The organism is Niastella soli (assembly GCF_017742245.1).
GTDB classification, from domain to species: Bacteria; Bacteroidota; Bacteroidia; order Chitinophagales; family Chitinophagaceae; genus Niastella; species Niastella soli.
Genome location: NZ_JAGHKO010000001.1, coordinates 2,834,920 through 2,855,747, shown reverse-complemented (window position 1 = coordinate 2,855,747; position 20,828 = coordinate 2,834,920). Strand labels below are relative to the sequence as shown.

The 20,828-nt window shown below is 44.5% G+C and carries 18 protein-coding genes; 10 read left to right on the top strand and 8 right to left on the bottom strand.

Going from position 1 to position 20,828, the window contains the following annotated elements; all coding sequences use genetic code 11:
* Positions 1 to 380: 380 nt before the first annotated feature.
* Both J7I42_RS11725 and dprA read left to right on the top strand, forming a co-directional pair.
* Entirely contained in the window at positions 381 to 2,288 is a 1,908-nt protein-coding gene (locus J7I42_RS11725; protein ID WP_209138970.1) for an OmpA family protein, read from the top strand.
* 108 nt (positions 2,289 to 2,396) lie between these two features.
* Positions 2,397 to 3,500, top strand: coding sequence for a DNA-processing protein DprA (dprA, locus tag J7I42_RS11720; protein ID WP_209138969.1), 1,104 nt, complete (start codon positions 2,397 to 2,399; stop codon positions 3,498 to 3,500).
* A gap of 272 nt (positions 3,501 to 3,772) precedes the next feature.
* Here dprA and J7I42_RS11715 read toward each other — a convergent pair whose 3' ends face one another.
* Entirely contained in the window at positions 3,773 to 3,997 is a 225-nt protein-coding gene (locus J7I42_RS11715) for a hypothetical protein (RefSeq protein ID WP_209138968.1), read from the bottom strand.
* A gap of 117 nt (positions 3,998 to 4,114) precedes the next feature.
* On the opposite strand from J7I42_RS11715, the gene secA reads away from it, so the two are divergent.
* From secA to J7I42_RS11690, 5 genes are all read left to right on the top strand, one after another.
* Complete coding sequence (gene secA / locus J7I42_RS11710) at positions 4,115 to 7,435, top strand: preprotein translocase subunit SecA (RefSeq protein ID WP_209138967.1); 3,321 nt, start codon at positions 4,115 to 4,117, stop codon at positions 7,433 to 7,435.
* 130 nt (positions 7,436 to 7,565) lie between these two features.
* The gene (locus tag J7I42_RS11705) at positions 7,566 to 8,354 is read left to right on the top strand and encodes a hypothetical protein (RefSeq protein ID WP_209138966.1); all 789 of its coding nucleotides are present in this window, start codon (positions 7,566 to 7,568) and stop codon (positions 8,352 to 8,354) included.
* An 86-nt stretch (positions 8,355 to 8,440) separates the two neighbouring features.
* Positions 8,441 to 8,848 carry a hypothetical protein gene (locus J7I42_RS11700; protein ID WP_209138965.1) on the top strand — a complete coding sequence of 136 codons (408 nt, stop codon included), beginning with the start codon at positions 8,441 to 8,443 and terminating at the stop codon, positions 8,846 to 8,848.
* 182 nt (positions 8,849 to 9,030) lie between these two features.
* Positions 9,031 to 9,903 carry a class I SAM-dependent methyltransferase gene (locus J7I42_RS11695; protein WP_209138964.1) on the top strand — a complete coding sequence of 291 codons (873 nt, stop codon included), beginning with the start codon at positions 9,031 to 9,033 and terminating at the stop codon, positions 9,901 to 9,903.
* A 14-nt stretch (positions 9,904 to 9,917) separates the two neighbouring features.
* Positions 9,918 to 10,424 carry a methyltransferase family protein gene (locus tag J7I42_RS11690; protein WP_209138963.1) on the top strand — a complete coding sequence of 169 codons (507 nt, stop codon included), beginning with the start codon at positions 9,918 to 9,920 and terminating at the stop codon, positions 10,422 to 10,424.
* 143 nt (positions 10,425 to 10,567) lie between these two features.
* Here the strand turns inward: J7I42_RS11690 and J7I42_RS11685 are convergent, their stop codons facing one another.
* From J7I42_RS11685 to J7I42_RS11670, 4 genes are all read right to left on the bottom strand, one after another.
* Positions 10,568 to 11,374: a 3-keto-disaccharide hydrolase gene (locus tag J7I42_RS11685; protein WP_209138962.1), complete on the bottom strand. Its 807-nt coding sequence runs from the start codon at positions 11,372 to 11,374 to the stop codon at positions 10,568 to 10,570.
* A 176-nt stretch (positions 11,375 to 11,550) separates the two neighbouring features.
* The gene (locus tag J7I42_RS11680) at positions 11,551 to 12,135 is read right to left on the bottom strand and encodes a c-type cytochrome (RefSeq protein WP_209138961.1); all 585 of its coding nucleotides are present in this window, start codon (positions 12,133 to 12,135) and stop codon (positions 11,551 to 11,553) included.
* A gap of 180 nt (positions 12,136 to 12,315) precedes the next feature.
* Complete coding sequence (locus J7I42_RS11675) at positions 12,316 to 13,623, bottom strand: amidohydrolase family protein (RefSeq protein ID WP_209138960.1); 1,308 nt, start codon at positions 13,621 to 13,623, stop codon at positions 12,316 to 12,318.
* A gap of 91 nt (positions 13,624 to 13,714) precedes the next feature.
* Entirely contained in the window at positions 13,715 to 16,807 is a 3,093-nt protein-coding gene (locus J7I42_RS11670; protein ID WP_209138959.1) for an amidohydrolase family protein, read from the bottom strand.
* A 100-nt stretch (positions 16,808 to 16,907) separates the two neighbouring features.
* Here J7I42_RS11670 and deoC point away from each other — a divergent pair, with 100 nt between their 5' ends.
* The 3 genes from deoC to J7I42_RS11655 all read left to right on the top strand — a co-directional run bounded on the left by deoC (position 16,908) and on the right by J7I42_RS11655 (position 19,461).
* On the top strand, positions 16,908 to 17,582 hold the full coding sequence (gene deoC / locus J7I42_RS11665) for a deoxyribose-phosphate aldolase (protein WP_209138958.1): 675 nt from the start codon (positions 16,908 to 16,910) through the stop codon (positions 17,580 to 17,582).
* Between the two features lie 229 nt (positions 17,583 to 17,811).
* On the top strand, positions 17,812 to 18,237 hold the full coding sequence (locus J7I42_RS11660; RefSeq protein ID WP_209138957.1) for a hypothetical protein: 426 nt from the start codon (positions 17,812 to 17,814) through the stop codon (positions 18,235 to 18,237).
* Positions 18,238 to 18,273: 36 nt separating this feature from the next.
* A complete protein-coding gene (locus J7I42_RS11655) occupies positions 18,274 to 19,461 on the top strand; it encodes a M20 metallopeptidase family protein (protein ID WP_209138956.1) in 1,188 nt (395 codons plus the stop codon).
* A 74-nt stretch (positions 19,462 to 19,535) separates the two neighbouring features.
* Here the strand turns inward: J7I42_RS11655 and J7I42_RS11650 are convergent, their stop codons facing one another.
* Genes J7I42_RS11650 through J7I42_RS11640 form a run of 3 tightly spaced genes read right to left on the bottom strand, consistent with a single transcriptional unit; the run spans position 19,536 to position 20,811 of the window.
* Positions 19,536 to 19,730: a hypothetical protein gene (locus J7I42_RS11650; protein ID WP_209138955.1), complete on the bottom strand. Its 195-nt coding sequence runs from the start codon at positions 19,728 to 19,730 to the stop codon at positions 19,536 to 19,538.
* Between the two features lie 4 nt (positions 19,731 to 19,734).
* Positions 19,735 to 20,421, bottom strand: a complete 687-nt coding sequence (locus tag J7I42_RS11645) for a hypothetical protein (RefSeq protein ID WP_209138954.1) — start codon at positions 20,419 to 20,421, stop codon at positions 19,735 to 19,737.
* Between the two features lie 18 nt (positions 20,422 to 20,439).
* A complete protein-coding gene (locus tag J7I42_RS11640; RefSeq protein WP_209138953.1) occupies positions 20,440 to 20,811 on the bottom strand; it encodes a GntR family transcriptional regulator in 372 nt (123 codons plus the stop codon).
* Positions 20,812 to 20,828 lie beyond the last annotated feature (17 nt).

Sequence of the window (20,828 nt, the reverse complement as noted above, 5' to 3'; positions counted from 1 at the left end):
ATTCGCAACATTGGTATGATTTTGAGGGAGGTTGACCAGTTGATCAGGAAGGCCCACCTACGCCAAGGCTTCGGCGGGCAAGGCAAGTTGATAGAGTTGGCGGGTTGATAAGGGAGGCAGGAAGTCGTAAGTTTACCAGGTAAACGAGTTGATGAGCGACCGAAGTGAGCATTGCGTTTCGAGCCGGTGGCCTGGCACAGAGTTATGTATCGAGCCGATGAATTAGTGGGGCGAGCTGCCAATCGGCGCAGAGCAGGTTAGTGGTGAATGATTGCCCACTGCCGATTGCCGGTTCACGAGTTTCATTGCCCATTGTCCATTGCCTATTGCCCATTCCCGTCTGCCGTTTGCCGTTTCACGTTTCACGATAAAAGCATCAGATGATAAAAAAGATTATTGCAATATCCATGCTGGTTGGGCTTTTTTGCTCAGCCCGGGCACAATACGATCCTGATAAAGTAAGTAAAAAGGCAAAAGCTCTTTTTGAAAAGGCCTATGGCATTGCCATGAATGGCGATTATGCAGAAAGTATAAAAACCCTGCAGGACGCTATTAAAATAGAGCCCCGGTTCCTGGAAGCTTACTTATCAATAGCTGGTATGTATTTTGAACAAAAGAACTATCCTCGCGCCCTCGAAAATTACGAGAAAGCAAAGGGTATAGATAGCATTTGGTTTAAAGAATACAACCTTCCTTACTCCATTAACCTGGCCGGTGTGGGCGAATTTAAGAAAGCCTTACAGGCGATCGATGAATTTCTGTCGGTACCTAACATCAATGCACAAAGCAGGAAAGCAGCTGATTACCGCCGTAAAACCTATCAGTTTGCAGTCGATTACAGCAATCAGCACCCCGCAGGCAGTTACCGGTTTACGCCACAGAATATGGGCGACAGCATCAACAGTGTGCACCTTGAATATTTTCCCACGATCACTATCGATGACAAGGATTTTATTTTTACCCGCCGGGTAAATGGCAATGAAGAGTTTTTTGAATCTCATTTTGAGAACGGTCATTGGACAAAAGCGGTCCTTTTACCTGGTGATATCAACAGCAATCTGAATGAGGGCGCTTCTAATATTTCGCAGGATGGTCAATGGCTTACATTCACGGGTTGTAATTTTCCCTATGGATATGGCAGTTGCGATCTGTATATTTCATATTTAACGCCCCAGGGTTGGAGCAAACCCGAGAACATGGGCAACCGGATAAATACCGAGTCATGGGAATCGGCGCCCAGCCTGTCACCCGACAAACGCGATCTGTACTTCTCCAGCGGCCGCCCTGGTGGCTATGGCGGTCAGGACCTGTATGTATCTCACCAGTTGCCCAATGGCCGCTGGAGTGATCCCGAGAACCTGGGACCCGAGATAAATACCATCGGCGATGAGATCGCGCCCTTTATTCATGCCGATAACCAAAGCCTTTATTTTACATCTACCGGCCACCTGGGTTATGGCGGCAGCGACTTGTTCATGGCCAAAAAACAGGGCAAGGGCTGGGGCAAACCCGTTAACCTTGGCTACCCCATCAATACCATTGAGAACGAAGGCAGCCTGGTAATAGCCGCCGATGGTAAAACAGCTTATTATACCAGCGATCGCACAGATACCCGAGGCGGCCTCGATCTGTATTCTTTTGAATTACGTGAAGATGTTCGCCCGGCCAGAACGCTTTGGGTAAAAGGAAAGGTGTTCGACAAAAAAACATTGAAAGGGCTGCCATCCGGGGTTGAACTAACCGACCTGAGCACCCGCGAGGTTATAAGCAGGGTGCAAACAGATGCTACCGGCAATTACCTCATCACCCTGCCAGTGGGAAAAGATTATGCGTTCAACGTAAAACGCCGGGGTTATCTGTTCTTCTCAGAAAATTTCCCGCTGAGCCAGAAAACGCCAGACAGTACCTACAAGATCGATATTCCATTGCAACCCATCGAGGCCAATGCCAGCGTGGTGTTAAAGAATATCTTTTTTGAATCGGGTAAGTTTGATCTGAAACCTGAATCCACTATTGAACTGGATAATATATTCCAGCTAATGAAAGAAAATCCAACGCTTAAAATACAGATCAGCGGGCATACTGATAATGTTGGTAAAGCCACAGACAACATGACGTTGTCAAATAACCGCGCACAAGCCGTGGTGAAATACCTGATAAGCAAAGGCATTGAGCAAACACGCCTCACGTTTAAAGGATACGGCGCTACCCAGCCCGTGGCCGACAATACAACCGATGAAGGCCGGGCCCTGAATAGAAGGACCGAAATGCAGGTAATTAGCCAATAACAATTGACATAAACAAAAAAGCCTCAGTACTTACATATATTGTACTGAGGCTTTTTTATTACTGCATCACGTTCAAAGCGGAGTATTATTTTTGGCTTTTATACTGCTATGACAAACGAATTGCTCTACCAGCTGGCATTAACACAGGTGCCTCAAATTGGCTGTGTACATGCCAAATTGCTCATTGAACATTTTCACACCGCAGAAGGTATATTCAAAGCAAGTATTTCCCAACTGGAAAAAGCCGAAGGCATTGGAACAGTGCGCGCCCAACAAATTAAAAAGTTCCGTGAATTTGCCATGCTGGAAAAAGAGATCGCCTTCATAGAGAAATACAAAATAAAACCCTTATTCCTAACCCATCCCGAATACCCGCAACGGCTGTTACATTGTTACGATCCCCCCACCCTGCTGTTTTATCGCGGTCATGCCAACCTAAATGCATCGCGCATAGTAGCTGTTATTGGTACCCGTATAAATTCGGCATATGGTAAAGAACTCACCCAGGAATTGGTACAAACACTTACTCAGCACAATGTGGTTGTAATAAGTGGTCTGGCATTTGGCATTGATGCCATTGCCCATAAAGCAGCCCTTCAGTATAATTTACCTACAGTTGGTGTACTGGCGCATGGCCTCGATAGCTTATACCCCGCAGAACATACCCAACTGGCAAAAGAAATGGTACAACAGGGAGGTGGTCTGATCACCGAATTTTACAGCGACATTACCGCTGAAAAACATCATTTCCCAATCAGGAACCGAATTGTTGCCGGCATGAGCGATTGCGTGGTGGTAATTGAAACAGGTTTAAAGGGCGGCAGCATGATCACCGCCGACCTGGCCAATGGTTATAATCGCGATGTATTTGCCTACCCCGGCAGGGTAACCGATGCCAAAAGTGCAGGTTGCAACGCCCTTATTAAGCACAATAAGGCAATTTTACTCACCGATCCACAAGATTTGGCAGCAATTCTTGGCTGGAATGAACCCGAACGCAAAAATTATCGGCCTCAAAAAGAACTCTTTGTTAACTTAAATGCTGAAGAACAAACCCTTGTAGACATGTTAAGCGAAAAAAAACCGGTGCACATCGACGAACTGAATCTCCGCTGCGGACTAAGCACAAGCTCGCTCATTACAGCCGTACTCAGCCTCGAAATGCAAAATATTGTTCAGGCCCTTCCGGGTAACAGGTATCAGTTGATGTAGGTCAAAATTTACTATCCACTGATAGTCAATAAGATGCCTAAATCTCTCCCAAAATCAGGGGCTCGCCCCTACCTACATGGGTGTTAACGAACAGAATAATAGCAGCTTTATTGCCGGGTTATTGTAGCGGGATGCTCTGAAGGTTGTCTGAGGATTGCCTGGGGATGCTCTGAGATAGTACTACTCCCAGACAACTTCCAGACAACTTCCAGACAACTCCCAGACAACTTCCAGACAACTTCCAGACAACTTCCAGACAACTTCCAGACAACTCAGCCCGGGTCTCCTCCCCATTCGGCGCCACGCAGGATGGGAAAACCGGTATCCCGTAAGCCAAACCAGCCTTCGAAGGCGTGCTGCGGCCGGCGGGCCAGTTTTCCCAGGCGTGCTTTGGCGGGCAGGCAAGCGCTCTTATATGGTTCATTCCTCCTATTTAAAAAACTGGTGCTTAAAATCCCAGCTATTGCCTGCAAACCATTGACTTCTACTACTGCCAACTGCCTGCTTTTTCGTACCTTTGACGTCCCTGTCAAATTGGCTCGCTACTAAACTGTAGCATTCTTTTTGAACCAGGTGTACCTTTGTAATAATTCAAAATAATTAACCGCTATATCATGTTAGGTTTTCTTTCAAAAATGTTCGGGGGAAGCAAGTCGGAAAAGGACATAAATATAATTCGTCCGATTGTAGACCAGATCAATAAACACTTTGCCGCTTACCAGTCGCTGTCTAACGATCAATTGCGTAACAAAACCCAGGAATTCAGAAGCCGGATCAAAGCGCACCTGGAAAAAATCGATAGTGAAATAGCCAGTTTAAATAAACAGGCAGAAGAACTGCCTTTTAGCGATATCGTTGGAAAAGACGCCATTTACCAACAGGTAGACGCCCTTATCAAGGACCGCGACAAACAAATTGAGGAAATTCTGAAAGAAATTCACCCGGAAGCATTCGCTGTAGTGAAAGAAACAGCCCGCCGTTTCAAAGAAAATCCTGAAATGGTGTCTACTGCAACCGACCTCGATCGCGAAATGAGTGTAAGAAAAGAATATATTACTATACAGGGTAATAACTCTATATTCAAAAACAGCTGGAATGCCGGTGGCAATACCATCACCTGGAACATGGTACACTATGATGTACAGTTAATTGGTGGTACAGTATTACATCAGGGTAAAATTTCAGAAATGGCAACCGGTGAAGGTAAAACCCTGGTTTCTACCCTGCCCGCTTATCTGAATGCCCTGTCTGGTGAAGGTGTACACATTGTAACCGTGAACGACTACCTGGCAAAACGTGACTCTGAGTGGAACGGAACTATTTTCGAATGGCTGGGTCTTACCGTTGATTGCATCGACAAACACCAGCCCAACAGTCCCGAAAGAAGAAAAGCATACCAGGCCGATATCACCTACGGTACCAACAACGAATTTGGTTTCGATTATCTGCGCGATAACATGGTGCATACCCCAGAGGAAATGGTGCAACGTAAACACCATTATGCCATGGTGGATGAGGTGGATAGCGTATTGATCGATGATGCACGTACGCCATTGATCATTTCTGGTCCCGTGCCTCGCGGCGAAGACCAGCAGTACCACATTTTACGCGACCGCGTAAAGAACCTGTTTGATATGCAAAAACAGGTGGTGAACAAGAACCTGATCGATGCAAAAAAAATGTTTGAAGGCGGTGATGACGATCCGAAATCAGGTGGTTTGGCATTGATGCGCGCCTTTCGTGGTTTGCCTAAATACAGCGCCCTTATCAAATTCCTGAGCGAACCCGGTACAAGAGTAAAACTGCAAAAAGCCGAGAACTACTACCTGGCCGATCAGCAGAAACAAATGCCGGTGGTGGATGAAGACCTGTTCTTCCACATAGATGAAAAAAACAACTCTGTTGATTTAACCGATAAAGGTATTCAAGCCATCACCCGTGCCGGTGAAGATCCTGAGTTCTTCGTGCTGCCCGATATTGGCTTCCACCTGGCTGAAATTGACAAGAGTGAGTTTGCTCCAGAAGAAAAATTACAACGCAAAGAAGCAGTACTTAACGAATATACCATCAAAGCCGACCGTATTCACACCGTTCAACAATTGCTGAAAGCATATACGTTGTTTGATAAAGATGTGGAGTATGTGGTTATGGATGGTCAGGTAAAGATCGTAGATGAGCAAACCGGTCGTATTCTCGATGGCCGCCGTTACAGCGATGGTTTACACCAGGCCATTGAAGCCAAGGAAAATGTGAAGATCGAAGCGGCTACTCAAACCTATGCTACCATTACCTTACAGAATTACTTCCGTATGTATCACAAACTGGCTGGTATGACGGGTACTGCGGTAACCGAAGCCGGTGAGTTCTGGGATATTTACAAACTGGATGTAGTAACCGTTCCAACAAACGTTACAGCCATCCGTAAAGATCAGGAAGACCTCGTATACAAAACAAAACGTGAAAAATACAAAGCAGTAATTGAAGAAATAGAAAAACTGCGTGCTGCAGGCCGGCCTGTACTGGTTGGTACTACTAACGTGGAAGTGAGTGAATTGCTGAGTAAAATGATGCAGGGTAAAAAGATCCCGCACAACGTATTGAACGCCAAACAGCACGCCCGTGAAGCACAGGTAGTAGCTGAAGCCGGTTTGGCTGGCGCCGTTACCATTGCTACCAACATGGCTGGTCGTGGTACCGATATTAAACTGGGACCCGGCGTTAAAGAAGCAGGTGGATTGGCCATCATTGGTACAGAACGCCACGAAAGCCGCCGCGTTGACCGCCAGTTACGTGGTCGTGCCGGCCGTCAGGGTGACCCCGGTACCACTCAATTCTATGTATCGCTTGAAGATGACCTGATGCGTTTGTTTGGTAGTGAGCGTATCGCCAGCATCATGGACCGTTTTGGTTATAAAGAAGGCGAAGTGATACAGCACAGCATGATCACCAAGAGCATTGAGCGTGCGCAAAAGAAAGTGGAAGAAAACAACTTTGGTATTCGTAAACGCCTGCTTGAGTACGACGACGTAATGAACAAGCAACGTAACGTAGTATACAAAAAACGTAACCACGCATTGTTTGGCGATCGTTTGGCACTTGACCTTGATAATGCCTTCTATATTGTTGCCGAAGGTCTGGTGAACTCATTCCAGGAACAAAGCGACTACGAAGGGTTTAAACTGGCTGCCATCGTAAACTTTGGCATCGACAGCGCTATCACCCAGGAAGAATTTGAAAAAGGTAAAGCCAACGATCTGGCTGAGAAATTATACCAGGAATCTATTGGCCGTTATCAGCATAAAACTGAAGAACTGCAAAAACAGGCGGTACCGGTATTCCAGAATATCCGTACCACGCAAGGCAACCATATCGAGAATGTGGTAGTTCCATTTACTGATAACAAAAAAGGATTACAGGTGCTGGCCGGTCTTAACAAAACGCTTGAAACACATGGCCGTGAGTTGATAAGCGCATTGGAAAGACAGATCACACTGGCCGTTATAGATGATGCCTGGAAAGAGCACCTGCGTGCAATGGATGACCTGAAACAAAGCGTGCAAACAGCTTACCTGGAACAAAAAGATCCGCTGGTTATTTATAAGATCTCTGCTTACGATCAGTTCAAACAAATGGACAGTGATGTAAACAAAGACATCATCAGCTTCTTATGCCATGCAGGTATACCTGTTGAACAACAAGGCCCTCCTCAAATACGCGAAGGCCATGAACAAAAGACCGACATGAGCCGGATGCGCGCCAATAAAGAAGAAATAGATGCCCGTGGTGAAGATTATGCAGCCAATGAAAATGACCAGTTCAGCGATGAACCCATTAAGCATGAACCGATTCGTGTAGGTCCAAAAGTTGGCCGTAACGATCCTTGTCCTTGTGGAAGTGGCAAGAAGTTCAAGAACTGCCATGGCGCAGGATTATAACAGCGATCATTCGATCATATTAAATAAAAAAGCCCTGACGGTACCGTCAGGGCTTTTTTATTTAAAGGAACAGCTTGCAAATACCCGCAACCGTTACTATTTTGGCGCCATGATTAAAAACAAAACCCCTATGAAACCGGCAATAACTTTCGTTGCTGTTTTTATGTGCATCGTATCCATATTACCCAGCTGCGGTAATACCCATATTGATGATGAATTAAAGAAAGATGGAATAAAAGCATTAGGAAAGATCATTGACGGCTCAGGCAAATCCGGCAAGTACAGCGAACATTTCGATATAACGGTAGAATACCAGGATGAAAACGGAACCGACCTCACGGTGAGCAAATCGATAACCCGTGACGAATTCAAAAGTTTTTCAAAAGACCAAAAGGTACTGCTGGTGTATTCAAAAAAGAACCCAAGCATCATAAAGATCTTAGCCACACCGGAGGAAGTGCTGGAATATACTGGTTTAAAAGAAAGAGACATGGCCATAGCAGATCTTAATGCCCTGGCGACCACGAAAAAAGAAAACGTCGCTTCATTACTCAATACCGTTAACTACGGATGGGAAAAAAGTAAAGATTCAGCCTGGATCAATGAAAGAAAAAATCAGTACGTAAGTGTGTTTCCCGAACTAAAAATGGTTGTATTTGTAAGTGGTCCTGATGAATACAAGCGATTTCAAGACCTGGCGAAACAAGCAGGTTTGCATGAAACAGCACCGTTAGTGGAAGGGGAAACGGTGAAAAAAAGTTACGAGAACGATAGTTTATATATAGGATTGAACATGACCCGCGATGTTGAGAAACGCGATATCGGCAATGAATATGTTCCAATAGTAACTGAACACGAAGTATTCCTGAGCGTTATTACCTTTCGTAAAAAAGGACCGGCAATTACAAAAAAACATTAATTACTTTATCAATAGGGTTGCTTTTAATGTAGCAACCCTATTGATAAATAACTAACCTATAAATACCCCTCTCCTGCAAAAAAACTATGGCAACCAAACGAAAAATATTCTTCTTTATCCCCTTTGCCATTGTGATTTGCTATCTTCTTTACTCCTGGATCATTATTTTTCTTGAGGACATTTCTCCGCACTTTACCAATGACCTGGGCGTAATTCTTTTTGTTCCTGTTGTGTACTTCCTGTTTAAAGATAAAACCTTTGTAAAGCCTTTATTAACCCTGGGCATCTATTTATTGCTGGCAGCATGTAAGCTCGCCAATATTTTGCCTTATACAAACCTATACAAGGTTAGACTGGGAATTTTTGGATTAAAAATCCCCTTCCCGGATATGATCGGGACCGCATTCTTGATACTCCTGCTATATAGTGTATTAAATTATGGGAACCTGATTGAAATTTATCCCGACTATGAGGAAGCAAAAGGCAAACTATAGACAACGCCAGCAGCCGCATTAAGAGTTCGGTTAACCCGCAAACCCCGCTGTAGTATCCTTTTACATAGTATAAATAACCTATCCCGCAAAAAACCGCTACTACTTTGTGGTAAAATTCCAGTTAAGGGCCATCAACTTCCAGCTAAACGGTGTATTTTAGTTTCTCAAAAGCACAGCGCTGTATGAAAGCAGATAAGGCAAGCCAAACAGCACAATACATGGCTTTATTCCGGGCACTTGAGACCACACAACCTGCGAATAAACGGCTTTTTAAAGATCCGTATGCGGTATCGTTTTTAGATGGTAAACTAAACTGGGTTGCCCGCCTCTCCTTTCTTTCCTTTGTTCGCAATTATGTTCAAAACACCATTCACAATAAAATACCCGGCGCTTTAACCTCAGGTATTGCCCGCACCCGGTATATCGACGATCTGTTACAACAAACCGTTCAACATAACATACAACAGGTAATCATCTTAGGCGCTGGTTTCGATACCCGTGCCCTTCGCCTTGATTATTTATCAACCATCCCGGTTATTGAAATAGACCACCCCAACACTGCCCGTAAAAAAACAACCATCCTTAAAAAAACACTGGGCCAACTTCCAAACCATATCCATTACTGGCAATTAGACTTTAATAAAGAAAGCCTGCAAGAGCTGGCAGTTAGGGAAAAGCTGGATTTTTCCATTCCTACTACCATCATTTGGGAAGGTGTAACCAATTATCTCGATGCACAGGCGATCAATAATACGTTCGCTTTTGCCAGTCAGTTTGCTACCAATTCTTACATTATCTTTACCTATGTACATCAACAGGTACTGGACGCGCCTGAAAGCTTTTTTGGCGCCGAAAAACTGTTGCAAGACCTGGATGCCATTGAAGAACGCTGGACATTCGGTTTTGATCCTGAACAATTATCCGCCTACCTGCAACAATATAATTTCGTACTACTTGAAGACTCCGGAGCATCTAATTACCGCGATAAGTACTTGCCCAATCGCCCTGAAAAGGGATATGAATTTTATAGAGTAGCATTTGCCTATAAGTCTTAAAATTTATTTTACATATGGAGTCGCCATCGAACTGGAAACACTTGCGTGATATTCTTTTAATGCCATTCACGGTAACCTTTATTGTTCCTTACCTGCTATATGATAGCAAGGACGATACACTCATTCCGCATACCTTAACCCTCAAATTGATCGGCTGGTCTATAGCTGTGGTAGGCTCAGCACTTTTTGTATATACTGTTTTTCTTTTTAAAATGATCGGAAAGGGAACGCTGGCGCCCTGGGAACCTACCAAAAAACTGATTGTGGAAGGCCCCTATCGTTATTGCCGCAATCCCATGATCACCGGCGTGTTCTTTATGATAACCGGTGAAGGGCTTATGTTGTATTCTACCACCATTCTCGCCTGGGCAGTAGCCTTCTTTATCATCAATACCCTGTATTTTATTTTTGTAGAAGAACGCAGCATGATGCAACGCTTTGGCAGCGATTACCTGAAGTATAAGAAACATGTACCGCGCTGGTTACCAAGGCTAAGGCCGTTTAAATTGTTGAATTCATGAGGAGAGGGCAATGGGGAATAGGCAATGGGGAATACAATTCGTAAATCGGCAGAAGGCAAACGGCCATCCTACCTCCTATCCCTATCAACGTGTCAACCTCCCCCGATATTCCTTCCTGATCAACTGGTCAACGTGTCAACATATCAACGAGTCAACTCCTTAATCTCCACTTTCCTAAAATCAATGGGCTGTCCTTCGCTTTGCAGGGCAATAAATCCGGAGGAAAGGATCTTACCATCCTGTTTGATCTTTGGGTCATAATTTTCAACTACTCCGCCACCGATCTGAGGTTTGGAATATTGCATTACGGTATCACCATTAATAATATGAGTGATCAAGGAATCGCCAAGAACGATCAATTCGGCACGCACCCACTGGTCGCCATCGTAGGTTTTGGAAGTTGAATTGATGCAATGCCGGGTATCCAGCACCCCATTATAAACAATATTGGTACCGGGCGAACACATATTGCCTGTAGGTCGGGGCTTGCCATCGCCCAATCCACCCAACAATTGAAATTCTATAGATATGGGCCAGTTCTGTTCTTTGGGCATGGTATGCGGGTCCTGCGAATGGAACATGATACCGCTGTTGAGCAAAGTATACGAAGGTGCATCCTTTTTCCATTCACCGGTGAACCGGTACTCGACTACCAGGTGGTAATATGAAAAGGGAGTTTTATAATACAGATGACCAAACTGATCGTTATATGCATCATATTTGTCATAACGCACTTTGATCATTCCATCTTCTACGCGGAAGGTATTGGCAAAGTTATCCCCCACTTCATGATGGTTGATCTTTACTACCCAGTCGTTGAGATCGCGGCCATTAAATAGTGATACCCAGCCCGCTTTGCCAGCTTTCACTTTAGTGGTGCTATGGCAGGCAGCAATAGTTATTACTGCAAAACAAACAATGCAGCAGCGTATGTATGATCCTGTTCGCATAAAGGATAGAGTTTCTTTATACGGAAGTTACAGGATTATCGTGAAAGGTGAAACCTATTTGCCGTTTACCGAGGCACGAAAATGTATTCCCCATTGCCTATTTCCCATTGCCTTTTCCCGTTTGCCGTCTGCCGTCTGCCGTTTGCCGTCTGCCGTTTGCCGTCTGCCGTCTGCCGTTAATGATTGATCGTAGCAGTAGGCACTATGTTCTTAACAGGTTTTATTGTTCTCAGATAGGCGAAAATGGCTTTGAGGTCATCATCGCTGGCCTTGCTATATTCCTGCCAGGGCATGGGTGGTAATAATGGGCGGGTATTATCAAGCCCTTTGTATTTCCCTTCTCTTATAGCTTTTATGAACTGTTGCTCAGTCCAGGCACCGGTACCAGTTGAATCGGGGGTAAGATTGGCCGAATAAGAAATACCCCAGGGGCCTACATAATTGGTCAGTATTGGGTTGAATAAGATCCAGTTTTTTGCTGTTCCGGCATCAAATTTAGCCACGGGCATTTCAGCCGGGTGGCCCGATAACAACCTGTCTTCATCAAATTCCGGTCCATGTGGTCCCATTTTCTTGGGTGTATGACAATCATTACATCCCATAATGCTCACCAGGTAAGCGCCTCTTTTTGCCATACTATCGGGGGAAACTATTGCTGTGGTGGCTGCAGCAACATGTTCTTCGGCCACGGGTGCATTGCAGAAAACCAGCAATACAGTTGTGATAACCGATATACATAGCAATACCAACATTTTTTTCATATACAAGCTTTAGGGTTAAATAGATGTGTATGCCTGAATATACTTCATATTAATACTGTATTAAATATAGAAAAGTTGATCCTCGTTGGTATTTATGTTTTTTGATTAATATCAAAGTGGAAATAAAAAAGGAGTGCCCTGACTGCAGGACACTCCTTTTTTATTATGAACTAACAATAACTACTTCAACTCATACTTATACTTATAGCGCTCATACAACTGTTTTTGTTTATTGTCAAGGCTTACTTCACGGCCCTGAATAAAAGCATGTAAAATGATGCTGGTACGCATATCGAGGATATCGCCTTCACTGATCAAAATGTTGGCATCTTTACCTGTTTCCAGCGAACCAGCTTTATCATCAACACCCAGTATTTTGGCGCTGTTCAGCGTAATAGCCTGCAACGCCTGCTCTTTTGTTAACCCATAGGAAGCGGCCGTACCGGCATTAAAGGCCAGGTTACGGTACCGGCTTTCTTCATGTTCATCGTTGAGCGCAAACAGTACGCCTGCTTTTTGCAACATAGCCGGGGTTTTAAAAGGCTGGTCGATATCATCATCTTCAGTTGTTGGTAACGCATGTTCATCAGACAGCACCACCGCAATATTGTATTGCTTCAACAGGTCAGCGATCTGAAAACTTTCACTGGCGCCAACAAGCACCACATCAAAACCAAACTCTTTTACAAAATCTATAGCGATCAGCATTTGTTTTACCTGGTCGGCATGAACAAACAGCTTTTGGGTTTTATTGAACAACCCTTTCAACGCTTCATATTTCAGGTTGGTTTCCTTGTGCGTAGGTTCTTGCAAATAACCCTTTGCCTGCCGGAACAGGGTCTTGATATCATCTATCTTTTTCAACGCGTCCTTGGTAGGGTCTGTTTGTGGTTGCTGTATGCCTGCAAAAATAGCAAACCGGTTGGGGCGGCTGATAAAAGTAGGCATGTTCAGGTGAATGGCGTTATCCATTTTGTAGGCAGCATCCTCCCAGTTCCAGGCATCCAGTTGTACAACGGTAGAAGAACCGCTGATAGTACCACCCTGTGGGGTAACACCGGCCAGCAAGATACCATTTGCCTTTAAGGTATTGATGATCTTTGAATCGGTATTGTACGCTACAATAGAGCGAATACTGTTATTATAGTCACCCAGTTCGCTAAAGTCATTGGAACCACGTACGCCATTGCCGATCTCTTTCAGACCAAGATCGGTGATGGGCAATACCAGTCCGGGATATACCTGTTTACCTTTTGCATCCACGATCTTTGCATCGGCAGGTGCAGTAATATTGGCGCCTACCTGAACGATCTTTCCATTATCTACCTCAATGGTGCCGTTTTCAATAACCTGGCCGTTACCAACGTGTATGGTACCGTTAGTAATATACAATTTACCGGCATAGGGTTTGGCCGGATATACATCTTCCTGGGCTTTTACCGCTGTCAGCAATGCCAGGCAGTGTATGAATATGATTAATTTTTTCATTGTAAAACTGTTTAGTTAGTGAGGCAAACGATAGTCGTTCCCTCGCACTGAGCGAACGATTGCTCCCGGCTCAGCCGGGACCGATTCACGTCTAATTGGTGTTGGCATCATTTTCATCCACGTCAACGGTGATCAATCCATCGTGGTGGCTATGATCGCCGCAGCTCAGGATAACCTGGAAGCTGGGAGTTGCCGGTTGCACCGGACTGCCGCTTCTTTTTTCACCAAGCATCTTTTGCACCAGGCGGTTTCTTTCGGTAGCGATCTTTTTACGTAATTCCAGGTCGCGTGCACGATCGAAATAAACAATACCATCTACGATGGTTTTTTCGGCCTTTGCATAAATGCTCAGCGGGTTATCGCTCCAAACTACCAGGTCCGCATCTTTACCTACTTTTAAACTACCCACTTTTTCATCAACATGCAGTGCTTTGGCAGGGTTCAGGGTTACCATCTTGAATGCATCCTCTTCTGCCACCCCCCCGTATTTTACGGTTTTGGCGGCTTCCTGGTTCAGGCGGCGCGCCATTTCTGCATCATCTGAATTGATACATACGTTCAGGCCCACTCGCTGCATCAGCGCAGCATTGTAGGGTATAGCATCCTGTACTTCGGTTTTATACGCCCACCAGTCGCTGAAAGTAGAAGCATTGGCGCCATGCGTTTTCATTTTATCGGCCACTTTATAGCCTTCCAGGATATGCGTAAAGGTGTTTACCCGGAAATTGAATTTCTCGGCCACCCGCATAGTTGAAGTGATCTCACTTTGTACATAGGAGTGGCAGGTAATAAAGCGCTTTTTATTCATGATCTCAACAAGCGCTTCCAGCTCCAGGTCGCGGCGTACAGGGGCAGCAACCGGAGTAACAGCAGCTCCTTTCTTTTTAGACACCGCAACAGGTTCCGACTCTTTACAACCTTTTTCATATTCGCAGGCGCGGGTGAAAGCATCCATCAGCACTTCTTCAACCCCCATACGCGTATCTGGGAAACGGTTGTTGCTTTGCGAAGTAGTGCGTTTCACATTCTCACCCAATGCAAATTTGATAAAAGGATCAGCCCCTTTGAATTTCAGGTCTTCGTCATTGGCACCCCAGCGTAGTTTTATCAACTGGGTTTGTCCGCCAATGGTATTGGCCGAGCCATGTAAAATATGGGCGGAAGTAACACCACCACTTAACAGGCGATAGATACTAACATCCTCGGGGTTCAGGTTATCGCCAATACGCACTTCAGAGGTTACCGATTGCGCGCCTTCATTTATAGAAGAAGCGGCAATGTGCGAGTGTTCATCGATAATACCCGGAGTTACAAATTTACCGGTGGCATCAATTATTTTAGCGCCTGGTTCCGACAGGTTCTTACCTATCTGGGCTATTTTACCGTTCTTTATTAACAGATCAGTATTTTCCAGCTTACCCTCTTTTTCATTGGTCCAAACCGTAGCATTTTTAATTAAGATGGTTTCAGCTTGTGGCAGCGAGTCCCAGCCATAACCATCGAACGGATATACCACTTTGCCCAATGTTCCCAGCGGTTTTTTCTTGCTGGTATCAGGGGCTGGCGTACCTGCTTTTGCAAAACTGGCCGACCACAATACGGTATTGCCTTCTGCATCTACCCCATTTCCATTCCATTGGTCACCATTTACTGTACCACCTAACCGAATAGCAGCAGCGCGGGGCTTTTTCTCTGTTGCAAAACTGATGTTCACCAGTTTGCCATCATAACTGAATTTTGCTTTGATGGTATCTTTGGCAAGAATACTGGCATCGCTATTGCTTTTAACATCCAGCGTATAGCTGTTGTTACCACCGGCCGATCTTACCTGTAAAGTGTATTGTCCGGCAATGGACGACCAGTTCTCCTCCTTTACATTGTATTTTTCACCCTGCACCCAGTTTTGCAGGATCACCGTTTTTTCTTTGAACACCTCTCCCGTTGTAATTAAAAAGCTGGCCACTTTACCAGCATCGAGGCTTCCCACTTTATCATACACTCCCAATGTAGTAGCCGGTGTTTTGGTAAGGGCTTCAAGGGCTTTATTTTCGCTGAGGCCATATTCAATGGCTTTGCGCAAATTGGTAAGGAATTGTTTGGTATCTTTTAATTCAGCAGCTGTTAAACAGAAAACAACACCCGCTTTTTCCAAAGCAGCGGCATTACCCGGCGCCAGTTCCCAGTGTTTCATATCACCCAGGGAAACAAAGCGGGCTTCATTGGGATCTTCCACATCCATGGCCTGTGGAAAATTCATCGACACGATATAAGTTGCTTTGGTGGCAACAATATCTTTTATACGCTGGTATTCATTACCACCGCCTTTGATGATGTATTGAACGCCAAATTCATCACCAACACGATCGGCGCGCAGGTCGTTCCATTTGTCACCCGCATCGAAGATCTGTGGTAATGATTGAATATCGTTCCATGCTTTCAGCGATAAGTTTACTCCTTCTGCTGCCGGATTGCTTTTATACCACTGTGCATCGAGGTAAGTCTGGCGCAGCAAGGCAATAGAGCCCATCATAGAAAAAGGATAGTTTTGGGTAGAGGTACCCTTGCTGAATGAGTAATGGGCAGCAGCTTTTTCTTTCAGCATAACCAGGTTCTCTTTTTCACTGGCAAGAGTTACCAGCGCACCGGTGCCGCGGGCAATCCCATCTTTTTGATGGATCAGTGCAGTACCAAAACCAATTTCGCGTAAAGGCTTTGCTTTGGCGTCATCGGTATTAAACAATTTGGCGGCATCGATCTCACTTCTGATGGCCTGGTTCCAGCCAAATACGCCCTTGGTATTAGACGTTATCTGACCTGGGCCCCGAAAATCGAAGGGGGCAGTCTGCCGTTGCTGAACGGGAATGCCATAATCGCTGTAAATGTCAATAAACGAAGGGTAAATGTATTTACCACTGCAATCGATCACCACGGCATCTTTTGGAATGGTTACCGAGTTACCTACGGATACTATTTTACCCTCCCGAATGACCAGCGTGGCATTGGAGAGCGTTGTTTGAACATCCTTAACAATGGTGGCATTGGTGAAGGCGAAACATTTTACTTTGGGATCTGCAATTCCATTTACAGGAAAGGTTACCTGTGCCCTGGCTGTTGAATGCATTATGAACATCAGGCCCAACAGGAAAAAGAGCTTTCCTGGAGGAAAGAAACAGTACTTTCTCATGTGCTTTTGGTTTATTATTAAATTCGGGAACAAGGATCGAATTTAGTTAAATGAACTAATTTAGTCCGATTAAAAAGTTTTTAACCGGTCAATACGCTACATGAACATCGCTCAATATATCGATCATACGCTGCTAAAACCCGCAACTACCATACATGAGCTTAAAAATCTATGTGAAGAGGCGGTTCAGCATAACTTTTATGCAGTATGCATACCACCACCCCTGGTAAAAAACGCCCGGGGAATTTTGGCTAATAGTGGGGTAAAAACAGCTACGGTCATTGGTTTTCCTTTTGGATATTCAGTTGCCCGCGCCAAGCTGGCCGAGGCCCAGCAAGCCATTCAGGACGGGGCCGATGAATTGGATGTGGTAATTAACTTAATAGCGCTAAAAAGCAAAGCCTGGCAATACCTGGAGCTGGAAATGGAAGCCATTGTGGAGGAAGCCCATGCCCAGAACAGGCTGGTAAAAGTGATCATTGAAAGCGGTATTTTGACGGATGAAGAGATCATTAAATGTTGTGAAATATATGCCAAAACCGGGGTGGATTTCCTAAAAACCAGCACCGGATATGCCGAAAAAGGCGCCACCCTGGAGGCGGTGCAACTGATGCGGGCACACCTGCCGTCTAATATTAAAATAAAGGCTTCGGGCGGTATTCGCAGCTACGAGCAGGCAGAACAATATATTAAAGCCGGGGCCAACCGGTTGGGAACCAGCTCAGGAGTAGCGATTGTAACCGGCGCGCCTCAAAATGGCACTTCGGGATATTAGAAGTTTGTTACAGGTTCCAGATTGCAGGTTGCTGGGGAAAAAATTTGGAGCGTTTGACTATCCGCAGCATGATCGAAATTCAAAAACCTGGAACCTGAAACTTGTAACCTGGAACCTGGCAAGCTATCTTTGGCGAAGATTTTGCATTTATATCGATAGAAGCTGCATAAAACCCGTAGCGTCAATTTGATATCAGCTTTATTTATGCGGCTTTAAAAATATATTTTAGATGAAATACATTATCAGTTGTGTATTATTGATCCTGTCCCACACATTATTTGCCCAAACAGATAGCAATGCCGTTGTGGTGCATAAAGACCCGCGGATCGATATGCTGGAAAAAAAGCAGATCCAGATCAATGAATTAACCACCCGCGACGCCCGCAGCCATGTGCAGGGATTCCGCATACTGGTTATCAGCACCAACGACCGCAATCAAGCCACCAATGCAAAGGTTAAAATATACCAGCAATTTCCGGAACTGAGGGCCTATCTTCAGTGGCAGCCTCCTTATATGAAATTAAAAGTGGGCGATTTTAAAAACCGCGAAGAGGCAGAGCCCTATCTGTCAAATATTCAGCGCTTATTTCCATCTGGCGTGTATATCATCCGCGATGTAATTGAGGTGAACCCTGACAAGTCGGGCACGTTGTAGCAGGGTTTTCCGGACTTTCCGACTATCTTTGTGGCCATGAGCAGCTTACAAAAGAAGATCCAAAGCCTGGCAAAAACATACTCTGCTGAGTTTATAAATATTCGCCATCATTTGCATGCACATCCTGAATTAAGTTACCAGGAATTCGAAACTTCTCGTTTCATTCAAAATAAATTAACCGAATTTGGTATTCCCTTTACCGTTATGGCTGAGACTGGTGTGGTAGGCTTGATAAAAGGGAAGAACCCGGAGAAGAAAGTGATCGCGCTGCGGGCCGATATGGACGCCCTTCCAATAACTGAACAAAATGATGTTCCTTATAAATCAACAAATGAAGGGGTGATGCATGCCTGCGGGCACGATGTGCATACCACCTGCCTGCTTGGCGCTGCAAAAATATTACAGGAGCTAAAAGACGAATGGGAAGGCACCGTAAAACTGATCTTTCAGCCTGGTGAAGAAAGAAACCCCGGTGGTGCCAGTATCCTTATTAAAGAAGGCGTGCTGGAGAATCCCAAACCACAAGCCATCTTCGGATTACATGTACATCCCCAACTGGAAATAGGTAAACTGAGTTTTCGCGGCGGCCAGGTAATGGCCAGCGCCGATGAAATATACATCACCATTAAAGGTAAGGGCGGTCATGCAGCGGCACCGCATTTAACTGTTGATACTATTCTGGTGGCTTCTCAGCTTATTGTTAGTCTGCAACAAATTATCAGCCGTAACAGAAACCCGTTATCGCCTTCCGTATTATCCATCTGTTCTATACAAGGAGGTCATACCACCAATGTTATTCCAAGCGAAGTAAAACTGATGGGCACCTTCAGGGCGCTGGATGAAGAATGGCGCTTCAAGGCACATGACCTCATTCGCAAACTCGCTACCGAACTGGTACACAGCATGGGCGCAGAAATTGATCTTCACATAGATGTAGGATACCCTACTGTTTATAATAATGAGCAATTGAACAACATTGCCCGCTCACTGGCGGAGCAATACATGGGCACAGAAAAGGTAGAGACAACTGAAGTACGCATGGGCGCTGAAGATTTTGGGTATTACACCAGGCATATTCCCGGTTGTTTTTACCGGTTAGGAGTCATGAATGAAGCTAAAGGAATTACTTCAGGTGTGCATACGCCCACTTTCAATATTGATGAAAGCGCTATTGAAACCGGCATGGGCATGATGGCCTTGTTGGGCAGTAGTACAACGTTTTAAAGAAATACCGGCAGTGTTACGTACTTAACGCAATACTGCCGGTATTTTTATTCTGCATAGCTATACCCGTGTCCTTAATTAACGAACATCTCGAACCTCGAAAATAAAGCAGCAGGTTTGTCAGCGGACAAATCATAATCAACTTCTTTTATTGCCTGCTTCTCTACCTTCATACTCACCTTGTTATTTTCAAGAGCGGTTTTCTCCCGGCTATTGCCAGCAATTAATAGAAGTGATACAATAGCTATCGCCAACAGTAAGTGTTGCATAAAATTACTTTAAGGCATTAATATTTTTACCCGACAGCTCAATAGAAGAATTGTTATCAGACTCCATTGTCAGCTTGCTGATCGTTGCTGAATTATCAGCAAGCCTTGAATCTGTTAATTGCAAATTGAGATCATGAAAAACGGCACGTCTGTTCAGATCAATTCTGGAGCTTTCGCTGTAGATATTTAACTGATTAAAATATGCAGAATTATTCTCAGGGTACAGAAAACAGTTTTTCAGGCTGATAGTATAAGATGGAGCCAAGGTAGAATCACTGGTTCCACATATCCTAAAAGTACTATACCCCCCTTTTAGCTGTACAGAAGCAGGCAGGTAGATATTCACCAGACCATTATTCCTGGTTCCCTTTTCTATTTCATATTCGGTAAATCTTGAATCATTGACAAACAGCGTATCATTTGCCACGTGGCATTTTATAAAACGGGCAATATCCTTTTGTATTTCCAGCTTAAACGTTTCGGAAGGTTTTATAGCACAATTACCCAAACCCTTTAGTGAAATAAACCGGGCAGCAGGTACCTGTAAAATGGTCATGGGAGTAAATTGTTCTCTTTTAAAAGCAGTGAATTCACCGCGTTTATATTTGGCATATACCATCATTTGAACAACTGTTGTTAATATAATGATAGTAAGGAAAATGCCTAATAATAATTTATTGCTTGTTTTCATTATCAGTTCTTGATTGTATTAAGCAAAATGTTGTTTCTTGAATTTTTCGAACCGGGGTTTTAACTCATCAGGGTCCATACCCAATAAAAACATCGTACGAAAAACCTGCGGCAGGTCTTTTTCAACGAAGTCATTTTTACGGTAGGTCTGTGCATTTTTTATTGCAGTGGGCGAAACAAAATACCCAATACCCCGTTGGTTATGAATGATCTCCTGTTGTTGCAGAAAATCATACGTACGCATTACCGTATTGGGATTCACTTCCAACTGCACCGCCAGTTCCCGAACGGAAGGGATGCGCTCCTCCACCTTCCATTCTTTTAGCAGTATTTTCTCGCACACATAATCGGCAATTTGTAAGTATATAGCTTGCGATTCTCTGAATTGCATATCATTTTAATTTTAGC